Annotated in this window: 14 protein-coding genes; 2 read left to right on the top strand and 12 right to left on the bottom strand. The window is 33.4% G+C overall.

Annotated features, from left to right (window positions below; translation table 11 throughout):
• Positions 1-116: 116 nt before the first annotated feature.
• The 5 genes from CN946_RS23265 to CN946_RS01130 form a co-directional block, all read right to left on the bottom strand.
• Complete coding sequence (locus tag CN946_RS23265) at positions 117-257, bottom strand: hypothetical protein (protein WP_176547161.1); 141 nt, start codon at positions 255-257, stop codon at positions 117-119.
• Between the two features lie 307 nt (positions 258-564).
• On the bottom strand, positions 565-1,536 hold the full coding sequence (locus tag CN946_RS01145) for a DUF4822 domain-containing protein (protein WP_098859540.1): 972 nt from the start codon (positions 1,534-1,536) through the stop codon (positions 565-567).
• Positions 1,537-1,603: 67 nt separating this feature from the next.
• Entirely contained in the window at positions 1,604-2,278 is a 675-nt protein-coding gene (locus tag CN946_RS01140; protein WP_098859539.1) for an ankyrin repeat domain-containing protein, read from the bottom strand.
• Between the two features lie 360 nt (positions 2,279-2,638).
• The gene (locus CN946_RS01135) at positions 2,639-4,273 is read right to left on the bottom strand and encodes a peptide ABC transporter substrate-binding protein (RefSeq protein WP_286133778.1); all 1,635 of its coding nucleotides are present in this window, start codon (positions 4,271-4,273) and stop codon (positions 2,639-2,641) included.
• Between the two features lie 149 nt (positions 4,274-4,422).
• On the bottom strand, positions 4,423-5,607 hold the full coding sequence (locus CN946_RS01130; RefSeq protein ID WP_098859538.1) for an amidohydrolase: 1,185 nt from the start codon (positions 5,605-5,607) through the stop codon (positions 4,423-4,425).
• Between the two features lie 166 nt (positions 5,608-5,773).
• On the opposite strand from CN946_RS01130, the gene CN946_RS01125 reads away from it, so the two are divergent.
• The gene (locus CN946_RS01125; RefSeq protein WP_098859537.1) at positions 5,774-6,697 is read left to right on the top strand and encodes a S66 peptidase family protein; all 924 of its coding nucleotides are present in this window, start codon (positions 5,774-5,776) and stop codon (positions 6,695-6,697) included.
• Positions 6,698-6,826: 129 nt separating this feature from the next.
• Here CN946_RS01125 and CN946_RS01120 read toward each other — a convergent pair whose 3' ends face one another.
• On the bottom strand, positions 6,827-7,513 hold the full coding sequence (locus CN946_RS01120) for a response regulator transcription factor (protein WP_098859536.1): 687 nt from the start codon (positions 7,511-7,513) through the stop codon (positions 6,827-6,829).
• Positions 7,510-8,958, bottom strand: coding sequence for a sensor histidine kinase (locus tag CN946_RS01115; RefSeq protein ID WP_098859535.1), 1,449 nt, complete (start codon positions 8,956-8,958; stop codon positions 7,510-7,512). Before CN946_RS01115 ends, CN946_RS01120 begins: the two co-directional genes overlap by 4 nt.
• A gap of 257 nt (positions 8,959-9,215) precedes the next feature.
• Here CN946_RS01115 and CN946_RS01110 point away from each other — a divergent pair, with 257 nt between their 5' ends.
• Positions 9,216-9,938, top strand: coding sequence for a nuclease-related domain-containing protein (locus CN946_RS01110; protein WP_098859534.1), 723 nt, complete (start codon positions 9,216-9,218; stop codon positions 9,936-9,938).
• Between the two features lie 977 nt (positions 9,939-10,915).
• Here the strand turns inward: CN946_RS01110 and CN946_RS01105 are convergent.
• The 5 genes from CN946_RS01105 to CN946_RS01085 form a co-directional block, all read right to left on the bottom strand.
• Positions 10,916-15,076, bottom strand: a complete 4,161-nt coding sequence (locus CN946_RS01105) for a S8 family serine peptidase (protein ID WP_176547160.1) — start codon at positions 15,074-15,076, stop codon at positions 10,916-10,918.
• Positions 15,077-16,007: 931 nt separating this feature from the next.
• A complete protein-coding gene (locus CN946_RS01100; RefSeq protein WP_286133782.1) occupies positions 16,008-20,030 on the bottom strand; it encodes a S8 family serine peptidase in 4,023 nt (1,340 codons plus the stop codon).
• Positions 20,031-20,807: 777 nt separating this feature from the next.
• The gene (locus tag CN946_RS01095) at positions 20,808-21,077 is read right to left on the bottom strand and encodes a hypothetical protein (protein ID WP_141546839.1); all 270 of its coding nucleotides are present in this window, start codon (positions 21,075-21,077) and stop codon (positions 20,808-20,810) included.
• 47 nt (positions 21,078-21,124) lie between these two features.
• Entirely contained in the window at positions 21,125-21,745 is a 621-nt protein-coding gene (locus tag CN946_RS01090; RefSeq protein ID WP_098859530.1) for a hypothetical protein, read from the bottom strand.
• Between the two features lie 681 nt (positions 21,746-22,426).
• The gene (locus CN946_RS01085) at positions 22,427-23,896 is read right to left on the bottom strand and encodes a long-chain-fatty-acid--CoA ligase (RefSeq protein ID WP_098859529.1); all 1,470 of its coding nucleotides are present in this window, start codon (positions 23,894-23,896) and stop codon (positions 22,427-22,429) included.
• Positions 23,897-24,067 lie beyond the last annotated feature (171 nt).

Here is a 24,067-nt window from a genome sequence, read left to right as displayed (position 1 = left end):
TTCTGTGATTAGTTCGACTATTGTTATGAGTATATAATCAAAAAAGCTTGTAAACTTCGGGAAAATCCCACTGTCTACAAGCTTTTGCAATTTATATTTACTCAATTATATACGGATTAACAATGATGTTTTCTCTCATCGTTTATTTTTGATTCTTCTTCATCTAAGATATCGTCATAGTCTTTTTGTTTCCCAATTTCTATTGGTACTTCATATTCTGGTACACTGCCATTGTAATATATAGAATTGCTTTCCATTTGAATTCCCCTTTTTAAATGATCGATTGGAAGTTGTCAGATAATAATTTCGTTTTAAATATGTGAAAATCAATCCACATTTTAATTAAACAAGATAATACCGTTCAATACTATTGGGGGAATTTTATCATTTTCATCCAAAAAAGAATGCTAAAAATACCAATAATTTAGCTAATTCTAGGTATGAGTACCTTCGAAATCAAGTATTAAGATACTAATTGTATTGGGGTAATTTTGATATAAACTTTAAAAATCTAACATTTTTAACAAAAAAAGGAATGGATTTCTCCATCCTTTTTTTAGTTTATTAGAAACTAAACATTGGTTTAAAATTGCCTTTATAAGGTTCATGCTCAACAAATACAGTTATATCCTTACCATCTTTGTCTTTACCTGTTCTTTTGTAAGTAAATTTATTATTATTAAGCTCAGTCAATTCAAGAACAGCACCATACTTATTTGCTCCGATTGAAACATGTGCTCTAATTTTATTTTCGTGGGCAATATCGAAATATCCATAGTCACCACGGCTTTTACCTGTTTCAAGATTGAAAAATTCATATTTATTAGAGAATCCATCAAATTTTGCAAGACTAATAAAATTCATATTATATTTCGTTACGTCATTTCCTTGTTCATCTAATACTTTTGTACCATTCCAAAGTGTTCTACCTAATATTTTATCTCCATCAACTTTTTTTACAATCTCGCCTGTTTTAGAATCTAATTTTTTATCAGGATCTGTAAAAGAAAGCTGTTTTTCTTTATAAGGAACATGTTCAACATATACCTCTACATCATTACCGTTTGCATCTTTCCCCATTCTTTTATAAGTAAATACGTTTTTATTAAGTTTTGTCATATCGACTACAGCTTGGTAATTCATTGATTCAGAAATTAAAATTCGTTTTTTACCATCATTTGTAATAAAGAATGTTCCTTTATCCCCACGACTTTCACCTGTTTTTGCATCAAAAAATTCGTATCTTCCCGATTTTGCATCATATTTAGCAAGTCCAATAAAATTTGCGTTCTCTTTTGTTAAATCATGATGATTTTTATCATAAACTCTTGTACCTTGCCAGTTTGTACTACTTAAAATATTAGCCATTACCTGGCCTTTTGTTAATTTGTTCTTTACTTTTTTGGGAGCTTTGTATACTCTTTCTTGCTTTTGTTTACCATGCTCTACTTGTGCGTTAGCAGCTGTATTGCAACCTGTTACTACTAATGTTAATCCTAGTAATATAGATGAAATTGTTTTTGTTTTATTATTCATTTTAATTGTCTCCTCAATGTTCATTTTATCGTTTTTTATATGTTCTCCATTTATTCAAAAACTTACCTTATTTAGCACCTGCTTCTAGCAAAATCTCTTCGATTTCTTTATAACCTCTTTCATGTGCATGCTGTAAAGGGCTAACATTTTCACGATCAGACAAATTAACATCTGCTCCATTCTCAATAAGCAATTGTACTGTTTGCTGTTGTTTTTCACTTCCATCGTTCAAAATAATTGCTTCCAAAAGGGCCGTCCAACCTAAATTATTAACATGATTAACATCAATCTCAGTATTAGTTAGAAGTTCATTGACCACATTTACATATCCATGTTCTGAAGCGGGAATCAATGCTGTTCCACCATACCGATTCGTAATGGTTGGGTCAGCACCAGCTTTTATTGTAAGTTTTAGAATATCAATAAAGCCTTCAGCACCGGCATATAAAAAGGGATTGTTTTTCATATGATCTCGAATATTCACATCTGCGCCTGCATCAATCAGTACTTTTGCAGTTTTGATATCATTATGATAAGTTGCAATCATCGTGGCAGTTTGTCCATTAGAATTCTGTGCATTAATATTCGCACCATTCTCAATCAACTTCTTAACGATATCAGTTTCTCCTCGTTTAGCTGCTTGAAATAACTGTTCGTTCACTTTTTCTTCCCCCTTAGCAAATGAGGCACATCCATTTAGCAAAAGTATGCAGCTGGTTATTACTGCAAGTAACTTCCACATAAAATATAACGTCCTCCTTTTCCATTCCTAATCACCATGAAAATATCACTTTATTCCTGGGAAATTTTCCTCCAATCTTGCATATAAGTTAGACCATTGTTGGTATGAAATCTATGTTAATCCTTAAATGAAAACTCCTTCTAAACAAATTATTAAAAAAGTATAAAATTTTTAATAATATTTCTTTATAAATCGGCCATGTTTTTTGAACTAAAAAAAGACTGCCTAATTAGTAATTAGACAGTCATAAGTATTAGCTATTTTCTATTGTTTTGTAAGATCCTTCAAATGAAATTTGTGATAATTAATCTTTATTTTTCGTATTTCATATAGTTTATCTCAAAATAAACTATATGCATTTTATTTTTTTATGTACGCCCATTTGTAGGAGTTTTTCACCCCATACGGATGATTGTAAACATTTTTTACATACGATTTTTCCAAATAAGCCACACCATTCTGATACATAGGTGAAATAGCTGCATCCTTTCCAAGCAATTGCTCTTCAGCATCTGCTAAAGCCTTCCATCGTTCTTTCGGATCTTGTAGGAGTGTCGTTTTTGCTTTTGTAATCAATTCATCATACTTTGGATTCGAGTACGCTATGTTATTGTTCGTCACCCATTTATCCAAGAATGTCATCGGATCAGGATAATCCGGTCCCCATCCTGCAAGAGAAATATCGTACTGGAGCTTATCTTCCATCGCAAATTTAGTCTGTGCAGGTTGCATTTTGATGTTCACTGTTAAACCAGGTAGATTTTTTTCAAGTTCATATTTCATATACTGGGAAATTTTCTTATTATTATCGTCTTCTGCAATTAGAAACTCTAAAGCTACGCTTTGTTTTCCAAGCTCCTGCTTGGCTTTTTCCCAATACTCCTTTGCCATCGCAATATTTGTTTTATTGAAGTCCCCTGTAGTATCGTCGAAATCCTTCCCATCCGGACCATACGCCAAATGTCTGGCTACAAAATAGTAAGCTGGTGTAGACCCATTATTTAAGAGTACGTCCGTAATCCCTTTTTTGTCGTAGCCCATATCGATCGCTTTACGTGCATTCACATTTTTTAAAATAGGATTTTGGTTATTTAGCTTTAAGTAAATAAGCCTTCCTTCTTGTGCTGTTTTAAATTCTTTATCGTCTTTATACTTGTCCACATATTCAGCTGTTAGACTGACCCTATCAATTGCTCCCGTCTGATATAGATTAATAGCTGTGGAGTTATCCTTCGCAATATTAAACTTGATTTCATCCAGGTTTACTTTCTTTTTATCCCAATATTCCGTGTTTTTCTCAAGCTTAAAGCTTTGTTCGTGCTTCCATTCACTCATTTTGAACGGACCGTCATAAACAACTGTGTTCGCTTCCAAACCATATTTCTTGCCCTGCTCCTTTACAACCTTTTCATTAATAGGCATGAAAGGGGCAAGTGTGGTCAAACTTAGAAAATACGGCACTGGATTATCGAGCTGTACTTCTAACGTATGATCATCGATAGCCTTTACTCCCAATTGATCAACAGGTAGTTGCTTTTCATTTATCTTCTTAGCGTTTTTAACATCATACATTATGTAGGCATATTCTGAAGCTGTTGTCGGATCCAAAGTGCGTTTCCAAGCATATTCAAAATCATGCGCCGTCACTGGATCGCCATTAGACCATTTTGCATCACGCAGTTTAAAAAGATAAGTCTTTCTATCTTTACTCACTGTATAGGATTTTGCAATTCCAGGTACTGGCTGGCTATCTTTTCCTTGTCTGTATAGCCCCTCCATAACATTATTTAGTACACTGAGTGTTACAGAGTCTTCCACAAGGGATGAATCCATTGAAGAAAGCTCAGATGTTTCAACTAAACGCAGCACTTGTTTTGTGTGTTGTTTATCCAAGCCCTCAGCTGTTGATGCCTTTTCTTTTTGGGGGGCACATCCTGGAAGTGTAATGCCCATGATTAGTAGTAGAGCGGTTAATCGTTTAGATCGTTTATTCAATGAAATCCTCCTCAATATTTAATATATATAATAGTTATAATATTCTGTATATTAAACGAATTACCTCTTTAAATGTTCAATTTATCGAACAGAAAAACAAACTTAGTAGTTTTCTAAAGACATTAGTTGCTTGAAAGTTCGTTACGCGCTTATTCCTTACTTAAAAGATTACATGCTGCATTCAGAAACATGTTAACACCAATAACAAGGGATTCTTCATCGATTGTAAACCTTGGATGATGGTGTGGAAACGTACTTTCACTGTCCACTGATCCTGAACCAATTTTAAAAAAGCAACCGTCCGTTTTTTGTAAAAAAGCAGAAAAGTCTTCCCCTCCCATAGATGGTTTGATATACGAAATAGATTCATTGCCATATTCTTCAATTGCTGTTTGTTCTATTACTTTTGTGACAGCATCATGATTAATAACTGGTCTGTACCCATAACGGTAATGACAGGAATAGCTTGCTCCATGGGCCTCGCAAATTCCTTTTACAATTTGTTCAATTCGCACCTCAGCATCATATCGCAACTTTTCCTCAAAGCAACGGACGGTTCCAACAATATCAGCAATTTCGGGAATGATATTATCAGCCGTTCCTGCGTGAAATTGGGTAACAGACAGAACCCTTTTCGCAAATGCATCGGTTTTCCGCGAAACAATATGCTGTAAATTCGTTATAATTTGCGCTCCGATTGCAATACTGTCCACAGTATCTTCTGGATGCGCGGCATGTCCGCCTTTGCCTTTAATTTTAATATGGAATGCATCAGGGGCTGCCATCATCGGTCCGTAAACGATACCGATTTTGCCTACTTCCAAACCGGACATGAGATGCAAGCCAATCACATAGTCTACTCCATTCATAACTCCCGCTTGCACCATTTCCTCCGCTCCACCCGGATATTGTTCCTCGGCGTGCTGGAACAGGAAACGGATTTCCCCACTAATCTCATTTTTATGCTTTGCCAAAATTTCAGCCGCTCCAAGTAAAATGGCCGTATGCCCGTCATGGCCGCAAGCATGCATCACACCCGGGACTGTTGAGGCGAACTCCAATCTGTTTTCTTCAACAATCGGCAGGGCATCCATATCGGCGCGAATAGCCAGCGTTTTACCAGGCTTTCCACCAACTAGTCTTGCCATCACACTATATACCGTCGGACGTGAGAGCTCCAGATTTCCAAATGATTGCAATGTATCAAATACAAATTGAGAGGTTTTTTCCTCTTGAAATGAAAGCTCTGGATATTTGTGTAGATGTCTTCTCCACTGCACTAGCTTTTCTTTTGAAATCTCTGCTTTAAATTCTACATTTTCTAAGGATTTCACTTAAACCACTCCCTTGCTAGTATTCAATTGTTAATTTCTCTTTCGTACAAGTAATCCCTTCCTAATTTAAGTAAATATATTTTTTAAAATTACAGCCTAAGATGAGGAATTTCCTGCTAGATATAGAATATATAAAGGAAGATATTTTCAAGTGGGAGGGATCATTATGCAAAAACCGAATGCGTTAAAAATAGGAGATACAGTGATGATAATTGCACCATCAAGTCCGCCAAACATTGAAAATGTGATGAAGATGAAGCTAAAAATTGAACAAGCCGGCCTCAATGTCCTTATCGGAAAAGGGGTAACTGAAAAACGAGGCTACCTTGCGGGAAGTGATACAAATAGAGTGTCGGACTTACATGATGCCTTCTCTGACTCTGAAGTAAAGGCGGTACTGTGTGCAACCGGAGGATATGGAAGCGGAAGATTGCTACAAGACATAGACTTTGAGCACATCAAAAACAATCCGAAAATCTTTTGGGGATACAGTGACATTACTGCTCTGCATATTGCTTTGCAACAAAAAGCAAATCTAGTGACGTTCCATGGGCCTATGATGCAAGAGTGTGGTGTAGATAATGTCCCACCAAAGACATTAGCGTCTTTCAAGCAATTATTAGAACCGCTCAGTCTCACCTTCACCGCTTCTGAAGTAGATACATACCCTGCATTTTCACATTCTGTCACTGCCCCGATGACCGGTGGCAATCTAACAGTTTTAACAAGCACTATCGGTACACCCTATGAAGTGGATACAAAAGGAAAGATTTTATTTATTGAAGACATTCAAGAAGAACCCTACCGTATTGATCGCATGATTAATCAATTACGATTAGCAAATAAGCTTCAGGAATGTAAAGGGATTATCCTAGGAAATTTCAATGATTGCGGACCGAAAAAACGCCTAAACTCCCTAACTATAGCGGACATTGTAAATGATCATATCGTCCCGCTTGGATTGACTGTTTTAAGCGGATTTCCTATCGGTCATTGTTCACCAAATTACGGTGTCCCTTTTGGAGTCCCTGTCACGATGAACGGTGCCGATCAATCGATTTCATTTGAACCTGGAATTCAAATATACTAAAGAGTGTCGACCACAATAGTGAATGTAACCAACATTTAATATTCATGTGTTGTACTATTTTTATAGAAGTAAATCCCACCTGCTCACCCAGGTGGGATATCAAACAAGTGTGATGGTTTAAAAATTTCGTTATACATTAAATCGATATCCCGCTCCCCAAACTGTTTCCAAGAACTTAGGGTTTGCAGGATCTCTTTCTATCTTTTCACGTAGTCTACTAATATGGACAGTTACAGTTGAAACGTCTGCAGCTGATTCGAGGCCCCAAACCTTTTCATAGAGCTGTTCTTTACTTAAAACTTGGTTCGGGTTCATTACAAAAAATACCATTAAATCAAATTCTTTAGTAGTAAATGGTACTTCTACTTCGTTAATAAAAACTTTACGAGCTGAACGATCGATTGATATTCCATGAACGAAAATTGTTTTTGAAACGGTATTGTTCCCTGCCAGCCTTTCATATCGGGATAAATGTGCCTTTACTCTTGCAACTAGTTCACTTGGGCTAAATGGCTTTGTAATGTAATCGTCTGCACCTAAACCGAGGCCTCTAATTTTATCAATATCCTCTTTTTTAGCAGATACAAATAAAATAGGAATATTTTTTACTGCACGTATTTCTTTACAAATTTCAAAACCATTTTTTCCTGGCAGCATAATATCCAATATAATTAAATCATAATTACCTTTTAGTGCATGTTGAAGGCCTTCATCGCCATTATGTTGAATATCTACACGAAAATCATTTATTTCTAAATAATCTCTTTGTAATTCTGCAATGCTTATATCATCTTCAATCAGTAATATTTCTTTCAATTTCTCTCACCTTTCTTTAAGGAAAAGAATATACTTGTCCCTTTATCTATCTCGCTAGCTGCCCAGATTTTCCCTCCGTGCTCTTCAACAATTTGTTTTGCAATTGCTAGTCCTAAACCACTACCTCCAGTTTGTGAATTTCTTGATTGTTCTGCACGGTAAAATCGTTCGAAAATAAATGGTAAAGCTGTAGAATCAATACCTTGACCATTATCTGTTACTTCAACAATTACTTCATTTAACTGTTCATTTAATGAAAATGAAATTTTCTTTTCTTCTTTGTTCATATATTTCACACAATTGCTTACTAAGTTTGACAACACTCTTTTTAATTTTTCTCGATCCGCTGTAACATGGATTGATTCATTTGCCTGACTAAATTCTATTTTGATGCCTTGCTGCAGTAAATCCAAATAAATTTCATCTATATAGCTTCCTATATATTTATTCATTTCGACATTTTCAAAGTGAAATGGTTCCTTCTTTAAATCCAGTTTAGAAAATAAGAACAATTCATCGATTAATGAATCCATATCCTTTGCTTTAGAGTAAACTGTTGATAAATATTTTTCCATTTTCTCTGGAGTATTTGCTACCCCATCTTTTATCCCTTCCACATATCCAATTATTGAAGTAATCGGTGTTTTCAAATCATGCGAAATATTGGACAATAGCTCTTTACGATTTTCCTCATATTGTATTTGGAGATTGATCGATTCTTTTAATTTGATTCTCATTTCCTCAAACGCTTTATTTAATACACCGATTTCATCATTTGAGCTTGAATCAATTTCAAAATTCAAATCTCCAACTTTAATTTTTTCTGCACCATTTTTAAGTTTTGAGATTGGCTTAATAATACTTCGGGAAACTAAATAGTTTAGCATTCCGATGATTATGATAAATAAAAAAAGCAATAAACCTAGTAAAATTGGAAAAAGATTACGAATTACCTCGGCATATGAGCTTGCCTTCTTTAAGACAAAAATACTCCCTTGGCTTTGATTGGGAAAATAAAAATCAAATTTCACATACGTAAAAAACAAATCATTAATTTTAATCGTATCTCGAGTATTAATATTCGTTTCCTCAAACCCAGGTAGCGCTTTTTCCAACACTTTTTTATCTAATGACGGGGAAGCGTACTCAATATATGTTCCATTTCGAACTACAATAAAGATATTCTTATGCTCTATACTTTTAAGTTCCTTCTTATTAAGTAACTGCTGAGGATTATGTTTAGCAAGTAGCTTCAAATCAAGAAACACACTTTCTTCAACTGTAGTCAAAGGCTTTTGTACATAGGTCTTTTTGTAAAGATTTTCTACTGACTTTACGTCTCCTGTTATTGCAAAAATTATTAAAAAACCTGCTGCTAATAATAATGTGATTGAAAAAAGAATCACCCCAATATAAGACAACAGAAACCTCATTTTAATTGACATTTCTTTCACTCGCTCGGTAATAAAATTTTATTTAGTTTATCTTTATTCTTAGCATGCTTGCTACTTTCGTAAACTACACACTCTAAAAATAAAAGATTGTTTCAATTGAAATTAAGTGAACTATATCATATAAATCTTAAAAAAGTGTAAAATTTGTGTGAAATAAGTCTAAACAACACATAATTCATAAAATTATTAAAAAATCTTCAAATAATCAGTTTCATACGTATGTAAAATAGATTAAAAGGAGGTGGAACATGAAAAATCAAAAAGAAAGATTTGAATCAAATGATCTAATGATTTATCAAATATTAAATGGAAGGAGCAAACTATCTGATGAGGATTTAGCATACTTTTCTTATCTAGAAAAAGGGTTCAAGGGTGAAAAGAAATTTGATGAATGGACTTCAAAACTATCAGATAATTGGCTTTTCCTTAACGATTTATTGTTCGAATGTAACAAATCCGAATTTCAAATTGATTCGATTGGTATAAACGGAGAAACTATCTATTTATTTGAAGTAAAAAATTTTGAAGGAGATTATTATATAGAAGGAGATCGATGGTATAAAACCCCAAAAAACGAAATAAAAAATCCTTACGAACAACTTAAAAGAACCGAATCCATGTTACGAAAATTACTAAATGAACACAAGATTCATTTTAAAATAAAACCTTATTTAGTTTTTGTAAACCCCGAATTTTTTTTGTATCATGCTCCTATGAACCTACCCATTATTTTTCCTTCACAATTAAATCGCCTAATAAATGAATTAAACATGCAACATTTCAAATTAAATGTTAATCATTTCAAACTCACCAAAGCTTTATTATCACTTCATAAAACAGAGTCAAAATACTCTCAATATCCAATATATCACTATGATCAACTAGAAAAGGGGATCATTTGTGTAAACTGTATGCGTATAGATCCGAAGTTAAAAACTGGAAACTGCTCTGTAAAGCGTGTGACTATGTAGAAGATCTTCCCAATGGAATATTAAGAAGTATTGACGAACTTAAATTACTTTTTCCAGATAGAAAAATTACAACTAATGCGGTTTATGATTGGTGTGGAATTTATAAATCAAAAAAAGGAATTTGGAAAGTACTACGTGAAAATTTCACTAAGAATGGACATGGAAAATATAGTTATTTTGTTTAGAGACTATAGCTTGTACTCATTATTGTGAGTGCATTTTTTTATTTTAGCTACTTTTGAATCCTTGATGGGTGGAGTATTTTCTTATTTTTGCTTTATTTACTAACTCATGGTCCTTTATGAGTTAGTATCTTTGATTTTTTTGCTATTTTACTTACTCATGAACTCCTTATGAGTAACCATTTTTCATCTTTTTACTATTTTACTTACTCATGAACTCCTTATGAGTAACCATTTTTCATTTTTTTGCGTTTTTACTTACTCATGAGCACCTTATGAGTAAGTATATTTCTTATTTTTTCGTTTTTACTTACTCATGAACTCCTTATGAGTAACCAGATTTCATCTTTTTGCTATTTTACTTACTCATAAACGCCTTATGAGTAACCATATTTCATCTTTTTGCTATTTTACTTACTCATGATCTTTTTATGAGTAACCAGATTTCATTTTTTTGCTATTTTACTTACTCATGAACGCCTTATGAGTAACCAGATTTCATCTTTTTGCTATATTACTTACTCATGAACTCCTTATGAGTAACCACATTTCTTATTTTTGCTATATTACTTACTCATGAACGCCTTATGAGTAACCAAATTTCATCTTTTTGCTATTTTACTTACTCATGATCGCCTTATGAGTAACCATTTTTCATCTTTTCGCTATTTTACTTACTCATGATCGCCTTATGAGTAACCTATTTTCTTATTTTGGAGCTTTACTTACTCATGAACGCCTTATGAGTACAAAAAAACCACCAGCATAGAAGCTAGTGGCCAAAATCTACAAAACTTATCCTAATGGTTTAATATAATCATCAATCGTTTTCCCTTTATATTTTGTAACTGGTTTGATTTTTCCAGATACGTCAGGGTTTTGCATTAGATAGTTTCTCTTAACAAAATCAAGATCTTTGAAATCAACTTTTCCGTCGAAGTTGATATCTGCATTTCGATCATTTGTATTTAGTTTGCTAGTGATGTAGACTGCGTCAAGTATATCAACAACATTGTCATTGTTAACGTCTCCAGCTTTCATTGTAGCGTAGTAGAAATACTTTAATTTTCCTGCATCCATTGCATCGTACGAATCTACCATTTCATTAACATTTACATGTCTTTCGAAATGTCCTGGTATTTTGATGACGATTTCGTAAGATTGATCTAGTAATGGCAGATTAGGTACTGAGAATCTAGCAGCACTGTTAATCGTTGCGTCATAACGTTTTCCATCTTTGCTACCAATAATGAATACTTCTGCTCCTACTTTTGAATAATCCATCTTTGGATCTAACCAAATAGAATTACTTGGAATAAATCCATCTGGCAGGAATCCACCTTCAAGAATTGAATAAGATGGAATAATATTAACTCCTTGGCCAAATTTATTGTTTATTGTCATTTGTGGTTGACCTAAAATATTCGCTTTAGCAGTTTGGAAGCTTAATTGTTGAACCCATTTTGTATATAGGTTTGGCTTATCTTTAACTTTTAAAGTAATCGTAGCCACTGGCATATTTGAATTAATTCCTGTTGAAGGAGTAGGGCCATCTAAACTTGTCGTTAATTTAAGCCAGTTATTAGATGTATCGGTTTTTTGATCTTGAGCAGTTAGGTTAGCTGTTAACCCTAAAGCTTTTGCTGCATTAACATATTCGCTACTAATTTCTGTACTTTGGTATTCAAATACATCTTTAGGATAAGCAAGTGTAAACTCACCACCCATTAGGTTTTTAATATTATGTTCGCTTAAAGTTACTTTAATAGTATCACCGTATTTTGCGTCAAATTTGTCAGTTGTTAATTTGATGTAAGGTTGTCCTTTTTTAACCAAAGTGTATGTTTGACTTGGGTGATTTTGTATACCGTTTGTTGCAAGGTCTTGGCCAAATAAAGTCATTGTTGAGAAATTTTTCTCTGCTTGGATTTTTCTTGTGTATTCAAAGTTTCCATTGCTATCAACGACTAGTGGTACATTACCAATAGGGTTTTGTGCACCAGTTACTTTAACTGTATTTTTAGATTGGTCAGTATTATCACCGTTTTTGTTAAATTGATCAATACTTGAATCTGAAATATTACCAGTAATTTTTAGACCTGCATCATCAACTTCATAAACTCCACCTGGGATATTCATTTTCATCGTTGGTAGTGTATTATCAATGACAACTTGCTGTGACTTTTTAAATACTTTTCCTTCTTCGTTTGTTCCAACAATTTCAATCTCATATCTTCCTGGAGAAGCAAGTGCTCTTGTTACGTGAACTGGTTGATCTGGATTCCCTGTGAACGGGAAGTAAAGACCATTAAATCCACCATCTAAACCATATGTCATACCTTCATTATATCCGCCGTCAAATGAGTCAATCATCCCTAATTCTTCACCAGTATCCGCATTCTTTAATAAAACGTCAACTGTTTCCATGCGACTATTCAGTGAGAATGCAATTCCAGTAGCTCCAGAGATTGCGAATGGTAAATCTCTTCTTGTATTAAAAGCTTTTGTTGTTAATAGAACATCTTTAATACCTTGCTCCATTTTATTTAAGCCAAATGGAATTTGATAGACTTCATTTTGATCTTCTTTATTCGTAAAGGTAATGTACCCTTCATAAATGCCTAATTCAGCTGTTTTTGGAACTGTTAAGATAGGTTTGAATTTTGACATACCATGTACTTTAGCTCTAACTTCAGTTGGTACAGCTAAAGAAATACCATTTTTTACTGCGTCCTTATCGTAACTGCTAACGTTATTATATTGAACTTTTACGTCAAATACCTTATCTTTATCTGAGTTGTTTGTCAGTTCAATTGTCTTTTTGTCTGTATAATCCTCATCTGTTGATACAATAGCACCGTAGCTTAAATCGCCAGCCGTCTCTTGAATCATCATTTTATTTCCATTTTCATCAAGCGTTGGTGCTTCATCCTTCACACCAATTTGAATAGAAGAATGTACTGCTTCATCTGCATCAATTCTTCCTGATCCTTCTTCAAAAACACTGTATGATCCATTTAAAGCATCTGCTGAATTCATTAATGCTAACTTAACTTGCTCAGGAGTGTAGTCAGGATGAGCTTGTAAAATTAATGCAGCAGAACCGGTTACATGTGGTGCAGCCATCGAAGTACCATCAAATCTCGCATATGCATGTTCATAGTCTTCCTTATGCGCTACTCCATTGTAATAAGCTGGGATTGAAGAAAATACTGCTACTCCTGGTGCGGTAACCTCAGGCTTTATGTCATAATATCTTCTTGCTGGTCCTTTTGAACTAAAGTCAGCCAATTTATCTCCATCAGTATCAAAAGATCCAAAATCATTCATCATTACGTTTACATTTCCTTTAGTTAACATATTGACAAGGTTTTTACCTTGATCATTTGGAATACTAAAGGTTGGGATAAAGTCAAAATTGTTTCCGAAATAATAAGGAATATACGTTTCACCATCGATATTATTGAACATGATTACAGCCTTGGCGCCATTTGCCTTTGCATTCTTAATTTTTACATTTAAAGTTAAATCGCCACGCTCCATCAGTACAATCTTGTCTTTAACATTTTTACCATTGTAATCTGCAACTTGACCTTTACCTACATAAACAATTGGAAGGTTTAATCCCTTCAATGTATTTAGATTAGTATAATCTGAACCCATCATTCTCATATTATCCAATTTAGCTGTTTCAGTTGCTGATGTTGCGACTGCATTACTAGTTTGGACCGAAATAGGAGAACTGCTTGCGCCAACTGTAATACCAAGTGCAGATGAAGCTGGGCTACCAATCGTATACTGGTTAGGTCCAGCATTCCCAGCTGCAAGAACACATACAGTACCAGCTAGAGTAGCATTATTGATCGCAACTGCCAACGGATCAAGTGGATTGGCAACAGGTGCCCCTAATGATAGGTTAATAACATCCATCTTATCTTCTACAGCTTTTTCAATTCCTGCAAGAATCGTATTTGAAGATCCAGTACCATATGGTCCTAGAACTTTATAACCATAAAGTTCTACTTCTGGGGCTACACCTGTTATGGCGAAATCAGACTTATTTTTACCCGTTCCAGCGATAATACCAGATACATGTGTTCCATGAGCCGTATACCACGGTTCACCAGAAGTTGGATTTAATTCAGGTTGTCCAGATTTTTTCCAATCATCATAAGTTGATTCCATAGGATCTGAGTCGTTATTTACTAAATCATATCCTCCCTTATACACATCTTTTATATCAGGATGAGTATAATCGATACCTGTATCAATGACACCTACTTTAATACCTTTACCAGTGATACCTTCTTTGTGAAGTTTCTCAGCACCGATTTGTTCCATATTATTTAATTTAATCGAAGCATTGTTTGTCGGCTCACCATTTTGTTCTACGAATGGTTCTACCGTAATTTCTCGATCTTCATAAACAGCATTAACCGTATCTAATGTTAAAAGTTCTTTTACTTCATTAGCAGGTAGTGTCATTGCAACGCCGTTGAAGATGCTCTTGTATTCTCTATTTATACCAATCGATTTTAATTTTGCATTTCCATTTAATTGTTCTTTGAATTTTTTATGAGATTCCTCTACTTTATCTTTTGACTCCTGAATGGAAGCATTAAGGCCGCTCTTTTGATTGATTTTAAAATCAATTTCTGATGGAGCTTGTTTAAACTGAACAATTACATTTAAAGGTGTATCTACATTTAAATCTACATCAGGTGAGATCTTTAACCCTTCAGCATTATTATTTTCCTGCATGCTGTGAATCATTTCTCTATCTGCATTGGATATATTTTTAATATAACTATCGATATCCTTAATACTAGCATTAGAATCCGTAGAGTTTGTCACTGCGAAAGTTTTGTGGCCTGAAATTAAACTTGCTGAAAATAAACTAGAGGTGATTACTCCAGCAGTCATTACTTTGACAATTTTTTTGTTTTTATGATTCATCATCTGCACTCCCCTTTTTTGTACTTTTCTGAAAAATCTTACAATTATCATTATAATCAGACAAATTCTTAAAGTGTATTGGGGGAATTTCAGTTGATATTAATCTTCAATTTTCTACAAAAATTACATTTATTCCCAATAAATCTTGTTATATTTCGCGATGATCATCTCTAAAATTTAGTAGATTTCAAAAGTAGAACATTAACCTTTTATCCTAATCTATTAAGTAAAGTCGGAATAGTCTTTTAATTATTTTCATATTGGCTTCTTTATGAAAATAAAAAGGTAAAAAATCACAAAAAGATGGTTTTTGTTGTTTTTTGTAAGATTTTTTCAGCTAAAAATTGTGGGATTTGTAGGAATTTATTACAAAATACATATATTTTTTATTAAAATCATTACCAAAAAAAAAGCTATACTCCTTTTTGAAGTATAGCTTCATAGATTTGCTTTAAGAAATTAGATTAATCTAGTCATATTCTCTTGAACTACTCACCACTTAACACCCTTACAGGTTGTTTGAAGTGGGAGATTCTTGGGAACAAAGCATACTTACTAGTGATTCTTTACCAGCAGAGGTTACTTTTATTTACCAAGCTAACCCCGTAGTTCCTACGGTTTGGTATCACCTAGCGCTAGGTGAAACGTACTCAGCCTGTTTTTTACTGAGGGGTATTACAGTTGTTCTATTTGCGACTCTTGAATGCTTCAGGCGAATGACAACCACCAGACGAGTTCTATTTACGCAACAAGCACTACACTTGAATTCATTCTTTTTCTACGGAATTTACATTATCTATTGTAGAGAATAGTAGCAAAAGAAGAAAGCATTTTGGCTAACGCCAACCGTCATTCATCTCCCACCTATTACTGGTGTTATCAAACCTTCACGTAACCTTAGGAACGAGTCTTCTGTCGGATAATGATAAAATCAGTTTAATGTACTGATAATCTCGGTTAACGTTTTACCATTCGCATTTTGTTTAGGCGTTTTTTCAGCTTTTACAGTAGGATTTTCTTTTAGATAATTATTTACAATATAATTCATATCTTTCATATCAACAATTCCGTCAAAGTTGATATCTCCATTTCGATCCGATGTTTTCCAATGATCTCTCAAGTAAACTGCGTCATCAATATCGACTAAATTGTCTTTATTAACATCGCCAGCATTTGCAGGTTTGAATGAAATCATTTGTAGCTCTCCAATGCCGTCTTCACGGCCAATTGTGAATTTTTTTTCTAATGTAAAATGACCTGGAACGTCAAATCGTAAAGTTAATTCTTTACGATCAGAAGGTAATCCATCTATGGTAAACTTTGCATCCTTTGATACTTTCCCTTCATATGTGTTTCCATATTGGTCGATTACATTTACTTTAGCACCTAATGACGGATAATCAACATACGTAGTAAGTAGTTGTCCATATCCATCTCGGTAATAGACCCCTTCCCCGTTCATATATCCTGTCAATTGGGAGTATTTAGGCAATATTTTAAAAGAAGGATGTACTGAAACGGATGTTGTATTTGTGCCATTTTCAGCTGTGTAAATAGGATTTGTTACTGACATGTTAGTATATGTATCTATGAATTTATCTTCCTTCACTTTAGCCTTTACCTGTAATAATGGTAGTGTTGCAAATGATGGAATTTCTCCTGAAAGTGATTTAAGGGAAACTGTCATACCAGTACTAGTTTCTGTTGTTACCAATGAAACCTTATCTTTCAATTCATCCGAAACTTCAACTGATTCAATCGCAAGATAATCTTTGTTAAATTGATAATTCCATTTTGCTTCTTTCCAGTTTGATGAGTTATTTGCTTTTGTTGTAAAAATGATTGTATCACCTGTTTTGACTTGTTTTTTATCAGGAACAGTAGAAATATAGTTTATTCCTTTTTTAACAAACATGAATTCCTTTTGTATTGAAGAAAGTCCCGATCTGTCTTGACTATATAAAGTTACAGGCATGACTTGCTGGTTGACCTGGAAGTTTGTTGTAAAGTTGAAATTCCCCATTGGATCAACAGTATACGTCTGTGGGTAAGGTGTGCTCCCAATACGATAATTTAATCGATTATTGCCTTGTTTTACATCGAATCCTAGTGCTACTGCGTCTTCGATTTGCTTATCAAATACCTTACCATTGATTTGTATTTTTGGTGAAGTAGGATCAATTTCAACAATTCCATCTTGCAATTCTGTTTCAATTGTCGGCATCTCATTATCAATAATAAACGGTTTTTCTACAATCGTTTCTTTTCCTTGATAATCCGTAAACACAAATTTAAGTTTATATGAACCCGGTTCTGCCATTTTAGTTTCATAGGAAATTGGGTCCTTTTTATTATCAGTAAACGGATAATAATTTCCACTAAAGCTAAAGGTTGTAGGCGTATTTTCTCCAATCATCGCCCCGTCATAATTCCCTACAAATCCAAGGTCTTCTCCAGTTTTTGCATTTTCTAAAAACAAATCAATCGATTTCATAAAAGAATTTAATGAAAAATTCCCTCCTAGATAAGTTGTACTTCCATTTCCTTGGATTGTTGTCATATTATTGGCAATATTGATATTACCGACACCTTCTTTTACTTTTCGGATGCCAAATGGAATTTGATAAGTATCATCTGGGTTATTTCTATTTGTAAAAGCAACATAGCCCTCGTATCCACCATTTACCGCAGAAGTAGGGATTTTAATTTGTGCTGTTACGCTTTCTTTCCCTCCTGGTTTCAATGTTATAGAAGGAGCTGTTTCTAATACTACACCATTTGAAACTGCGTCATTGGACATTCTTGTTGTCTGATAGCTTACTTTTACATCATAGATTTGTTCTTGTTTGCTATTATTTTTTATATCAATTTCTTTCGTTGCAGTGATCTCATTATCACTTGCATAATGTGAACCAAAGCTCAATGCTCCTGTAATTTCTTTAATTTTTCTTTCTTTGTCGTTTACGTTCAAGGTAATTGTGTCATCTTGTACTTCAAAAGTGGAGGTAGCATGAACAGCTTCATATGCGTCTACTCGACCTGCCCCTGCTTCGTACACGCTAAGATTTCCAGTAATTGCATCGGCAGTATTCATTAAAGTACTTTTTACATCCTCTGGAGAAAGTTTAGGATTAGCTTGCAGCATTAAAGCAGCAATTCCTACAACATGCGGCGTAGCCATTGAAGTGCCAGACAACTTTTCGTAAGCATATTGATAGTTTCCTAGATAGTCTTTTCCTCGGTAATGATCTGACACAGTAGACATGATTGTACCACCTGGTGCAAGGATTTCTGGCTTGATATCGTAAGTATTTAAGGTCGGTCCACGTGAACTGAAAGAGGATATCGTATCATCAGTAGCCATATATTTTTCTTTTATTTCATTAAATGTAAATGAAACGGGCCCTGTTTTTAATAGTTCCTTCACTTCTTTTCCTTGTTGACCTGACATAATTTGAGTTGGAATATATTCAGGTATTTCAGTCAGTCTATCACTAATATATCCAGAACCATATTTGTCAAAGATGAATATAGCTTTAGCTCCATTTATTTTTGCATTGGCTACCATTTGACTAACTTGTATACCTCCTCCCGTTGAAACGAAAGCGATTTTGTCTTTGACATTAATTTTTGCGAAATCAGCCAATGTACCAAAATTCGCATCAACCACATCAATTGTTTGACCTTTTAGTAGTCTAGATTCAATTCCAAATCCAGTTGTACAATAACGAATTTCAGCAGTTGTTTGTTTGTTGGCAGAATTAAATGTTCCTACAAAACCTGGAAGCGCAACTTCGGTGTTTGTGGAACCAACTGTAATTGCCAATGGAGAAGCAGCTGGAGAACCTATAGTATACATAGCTCCTCCACTATTTCCAGCAGCTAATATAGCAGTTACTCCAGATATCACTGCATTATTAACCGCAACAGAAATAGGTGATAAAGGACTATTATATGTATTACCAAGGGACATATTGATAATATCCATTTTATCTTTTACAGCCTGTTCAACCCCTGCAATAATATTCTCTTCCGAACCTGTTGAATAAGGACCTAAAACACGATATACATGCAATTCTGCATCTGGTGCTACGCCCAGCTTTGAGTACATCGCATCATTTTTCTGCTGACCAGCAATAATTCCGGACACATGTGTCCCATGATCCGTATAATAAGCCCGTCCTCCATTTTCAGGTTTCCCAGCATTAATCCAATCATCATAAGTAGTTTCCATTGGATCATTATCATCATCTACAAAATCGTATCCACCTTTAAAAGCATCCTTTAAATCAGGGTGATTATAGTCCATTCCCGTATCTAAGATGCCAATTTTAACTCCTTTACCTGTAATACCTTCCTTGTGTAGCTTGTCTACACCCATAATTTCTTGAGGGTCCTTACCAGTGTAAGCTGAAGTTCCTTGTGCTTCTGTCTCAGTCGTACTATCTAATTGAATTGTTTGGTTTTCCCAAACACTTTTTACAGCTTTTGATTCCAATAAGTTCTTAACTTCATTAGCAGGCAGACTCAAAGATACACCATTAAACACTTGCCCATAAGTTCGATCAATTTTACCTTTTATCTTTAAAGATTCTAAGTCTTGAATAAATGTAGCATGGTCTTTTTCGACCAATTCGTCGGCCTCATCTTGAGTCAGGTCTTTACCATTCATTTTTTCGATTAATACCGCTGTTTTTGAAGGTTTATTTTTAAACTCAACGATTACAGAAATCTCTTTTTCTGTTGACAAATCGGTTTCAGGTGACATTTGAAGTCCTGTTGTCGTTGATTGCGTCAAATTTTGAATCGCTCTTCGTTGTTCTGGCGTCATTTGTTGTAATGCTTGATCAACCTTAGTTTGAGTAGATGCTTGTACTACATGAACTGGCTTCATTGTAGTAGCAAATAATTCGGCTACCATCGCTGTTGCTAAGACAGCGGAAACAACTTTCATTTTCAATGTTAGTCCTCCTCAGAAAATATGAATTTAAGTTTATGTATTATACGTTTATTAACCTCTTCAACGTTCTACCTTAAATAGAACTCTTAAATTACCTCCTCCCCTCTTTTGTAAGATTTTATATAAACATAGATTCATAGTAAATTGGGGGATTTTAACATTTTTCAACTTTGCAAGAATATGACCTTTAACTTATTTTATCGACGTTTAACTGTGGAATTATTTAATATTTTTAAGATTATTTGGAATTTTATTAAAAACATCTTAAAAATTGTATGATGTAATTGGGGGAATATAGAAGGATTTGATAATTTTTAAGTATTTCGTTAATAAATCATTAATTAAATTAGGAAAATTGTGCTAATTATTAATTTGTACAAATAAATCCACTCTTAGGTAAGGTATTTATTATTTTTAGCCTTTTTACTTACTCATGAACCTCTTATGAGTATGCTGACTTCAACTTTTTACACTTATATATATACCCATAAACCACTTACGAGTTAATTCATACAATTTCACAAAAAAACACCAGAACTAGTCTGGTGGGAATCCTGAATTAATATGAATTAAGACCTAACTCTTGAAGAACATCTTCCAATTTCTGTCCTTTGTATTTTGTTACTGGTTTTTTCTGAATCGTAACATCTGGGTTTAGTAATAAATAGTTATTTTTTACGTACTCAATATCTTTTGCATCAACTATTCCATCATAATTTATATCTGCATTTCGTTTATTTGTTCCCCAGTATGTTTGAATATAGATCGCATCTAGATATCAATTACATTATCTTGATTTACGTCTCCAGCTCTTGCTGTTCTGTAGAAGATATACTTCAGCCTTCCGACTTCTTGACCTTCGTAAAGATCAATTAAATCGTCAACTTTTGTATGTCTATCAAAATGACCTGGTACTTTAACGACGAGTTCATAAGTTTGTTGTTTTAGTGGTAGATTCTTAATTGAAAATCTTGCAGAACAATTAATCGTTGCATCACCTTCTTCGTTATCTTTCCATTTTCTCCATTTATCGATTAACAAACCTATCAGTATACTATAGATAGATATAAGGTTATCAAAGGCACACTTCATTCTGGTCTTTTATTAATGATATTTGTTTTTATGTATTCAGTATGATTCTTATTATCCTTATCAACCCAACTGATTTTCAAATAGACTTCTTTTATGTTTGCTGCCGCTTCTTCAAATTTGATATCAGGCAAAAGATTAAAACTTCTACCAGTTGAAATTCCAGCTGGAGATTCAATTTTAGGAGATATCGTATATTGTTTAGTGGTTTCTTTATCAGAAAACGAATCCTTAATTAAAACATTCGAAACCAACAAATCAGAAGTATGAAGATATTGATATGCATTTTGCATTAGGATACCAGAGATGATGATGTTCTTCATAAAAGATTTTGGTTCTGTTAAGTTGATATCGATTTCGATTTTGTTTTGTATTGATTGATAAGTAATTGCTTCAATTATATAGTTGCTACTGCTTTCTATAAATGTAGAAGAATTTTTCTTCTCTAAATCTTTTGTTTCTAATTGTAAATAGTTATTTTCTTCAACGTTTTGGGATACCGATTGATTTTGTGCGTTTTTTACTGTTGTTGCTTTTGTCTTAAGTACTTCGTGATTTTCACAAGCTGTTAGAGATAAAAGTAAAAGAGATGAAGCAAAAAGCACGTTTGTTTTTTTCATATATTTATAGAACGAAATAGGAGGACATCCCCTTATTTCTCTCCTTATCCGTTTTTATTTTATTTTTTAATAATATTCCGGACTACTATAATATTAGTAACCTTTGTACCAGTTTTTCCAACCTTGCATAACAGTCTTCATGATATGGTACTACCTTGAAAAACGATGTGGCGGTTACTAAGTCACCTTGAATACGTATTTCTTTTAAACATCCCTTACTCAAATTCAATAAATATTAATTAAGTAATTCGATTATTTGTTACCGTTTCCTTTAACCCAATTTTAATAATTTGCTAGATTTACATTTGTTTTTTTTAACATTCAAATCATTTAGTTGATAAAAGAAATAGTAATTATGTTTATAACATGATAAAAACAAAATAGGAGAAGGAATAATAAATATCTCAATTTTTTCACTTTAGAAAATGGCCCATTTTGTTTTGTCCATTTATGATAGTTAACATAAAACAAATAGTTGATTAACTATATAACATTCAAACTCTAAGCAAGGATAAAGAATCCTCTACTTCAATAGCAGAAGAGATTATGACTGATAATCTTACAAAAAAAAGAAGTTATTACAATAGTTTAGTAGTGATGTAAGAAGACTTTTACTAGTTTTGTACAGGAGAATGCCCTAAATTGCAAAAAAAAGACCATTCAAATGATTGGTCTCCAAAATTACTTAAGATTTCTTTTTAGTATTTTCCCAGTACTATTTTTAGGAAGTTCTTTTACAAAATTAATTTCCTTAGGAACTTTATAATAAACAAGTGCTTTTTTACAAAAATCGATGATCTCACATTCTAAAAGTGAATCATTTGAAACGACTAAATAAGCACACACGCTTTCACCTATTAATTGATTAGGTTTTCCGACTACCGCTGCTTCAATAACTGTAGGATGTTGATAAAGTCTCTCTTCTATTTCTCTAGGGTAAACATTATATCCGTTCGTTATAATAACATCTTTTTTTCGATCTAATAAAAATAAATATCCATCTTCATCTTTTTTACCGAGATCACCAGTTTTAAACCAACCGTTAAAAAATGCCTTTTCAGTTTCTTCTATATTATTTAAATAACCACTCATCACATTCGGTCCAATCGCAACAACTTCCCCTACTTCACCAGTTGGAACTTCTTCGCCATTTTCATTTACTATTCTTGTCTTAACACTAGGTAGATCAAGACCAACTGATCCTGGTTTACAAATTCCTCGATATGGATTGAAAGTAAGAACCGGAGCTGTTTCAGATAGTCCATAGCCTTCTACAATTAAAACATTGTATTTTTCTTGAATTGACTGTAATAATTCGATTGGTATAGATGCCCCGCCTGAAATACATGCTCTCAAACTACTAAAATCGTTTGCTGTCGCACTATTTAATTGATATAAATAATTATAAATCGTCGGTACTGCCGCAATTAAAGTAGCTTTTTCTTTTTTAATTACCTCAACTAATTCAACTGGGTTAAATTTAGGAATGATGATTGTTGATGCTCCATTTAACAAAATCATATTCACACATAACGTTAAGCAAAATGAATGAAACATTGGAAGGACGGAGATCATTTGATCATTTTCGCTTAATTCGATTAACTTGGAAAAATCATTTGCATTTTCAATTAAATTAAAATGAGACAACATTGCACCTTTAGGGTTACCGGTTGTTCCTGATGTATATAGAATAACAGCTGTATCATTTTGTAGAGTTTCAATTTCTTCTAATTGATTTTTTATTTTTACGGTCGGTTGTATTTCATCAATTAAAATAATATTTAATAATGTAGGACACTGATTTTTAACACTTTTTAGTTTTTTCTCCTGTTCACTAGTTGAAATAACAAGTTTTGCAGAAGAGTCTTTTAAAATATAGCTGAGTTCACTTTCCGTAAAAGCTGGATTTAATGGAATGACGATTGCACCTATTCTTAAGATTGCTAAATAGGTTTGTACAAACTCAGGAGAATTCCCTAATAAAATCGCTATTTTATCTCCCTTTTCAATCTTATTTTCAACTAATAGATGTGCTATATTTTCACACGATGAAATGAGTTCATCATAATTCATTTTGCTTCCATCGTATCGATAAGCTATATTTTTACCTTTATTATCTGCTACTTCTTTAATCATCCCATATATATTCATTACTTTATCAATCCTTAGTTAATTTCATATAATAAAATATTCTAGAAAAACGCAAAAGTTAGAAAGATAACTTTCTAACATTTACTTACACTCATCTATTTTGTTATTTTCATCTTAAGCTTCTTCTTTTTATCTCAGTAAAAGGGCAGACTTTAGTCCCTATTTCTTTAT

Source organism: Bacillus sp. AFS053548, assembly GCF_002575105.1.
In the GTDB taxonomy this organism is placed as follows: domain Bacteria; phylum Bacillota; class Bacilli; order Bacillales; family Bacillaceae_G; genus Gottfriedia.
Note: the sequence above shows the minus strand (reverse complement) of the source record. Positions and strands in the feature narration are given on the sequence as shown.

Bases quoted from the DNA above. Each gene is read 5' to 3' on its own strand.
- CN946_RS23265 (WP_176547161.1), bottom strand. From the start codon at position 257: ATGGAAAGCAATTCTATATATTACAATGGCAGTGTACCAGAATATGAA.
- CN946_RS01145 (WP_098859540.1), bottom strand. From the start codon at position 1,536: ATGAATAATAAAACAAAAACAATTTCATCTATATTACTAGGATTAACA.
- CN946_RS01140 (WP_098859539.1), bottom strand. From the start codon at position 2,278: ATGTGGAAGTTACTTGCAGTAATAACCAGCTGCATACTTTTGCTAAAT.
- CN946_RS01125 (WP_098859537.1), top strand. From the start codon at position 5,774: ATGCAAAAACCGAATGCGTTAAAAATAGGAGATACAGTGATGATAATT.
- CN946_RS01115 (WP_098859535.1), bottom strand. From the start codon at position 8,958: ATGTCAATTAAAATGAGGTTTCTGTTGTCTTATATTGGGGTGATTCTT.
- CN946_RS01110 (WP_098859534.1), top strand. From the start codon at position 9,216: ATGAAAAATCAAAAAGAAAGATTTGAATCAAATGATCTAATGATTTAT.
- CN946_RS01105 (WP_176547160.1), bottom strand. From the start codon at position 15,076: ATGAATCATAAAAACAAAAAAATTGTCAAAGTAATGACTGCTGGAGTA.
- CN946_RS01100 (WP_286133782.1), bottom strand. From the start codon at position 20,030: ATGAAAGTTGTTTCCGCTGTCTTAGCAACAGCGATGGTAGCCGAATTA.
- CN946_RS01090 (WP_098859530.1), bottom strand. From the start codon at position 21,745: ATGAAAAAAACAAACGTGCTTTTTGCTTCATCTCTTTTACTTTTATCT.
- CN946_RS01085 (WP_098859529.1), bottom strand. From the start codon at position 23,896: ATGAATATATATGGGATGATTAAAGAAGTAGCAGATAATAAAGGTAAA.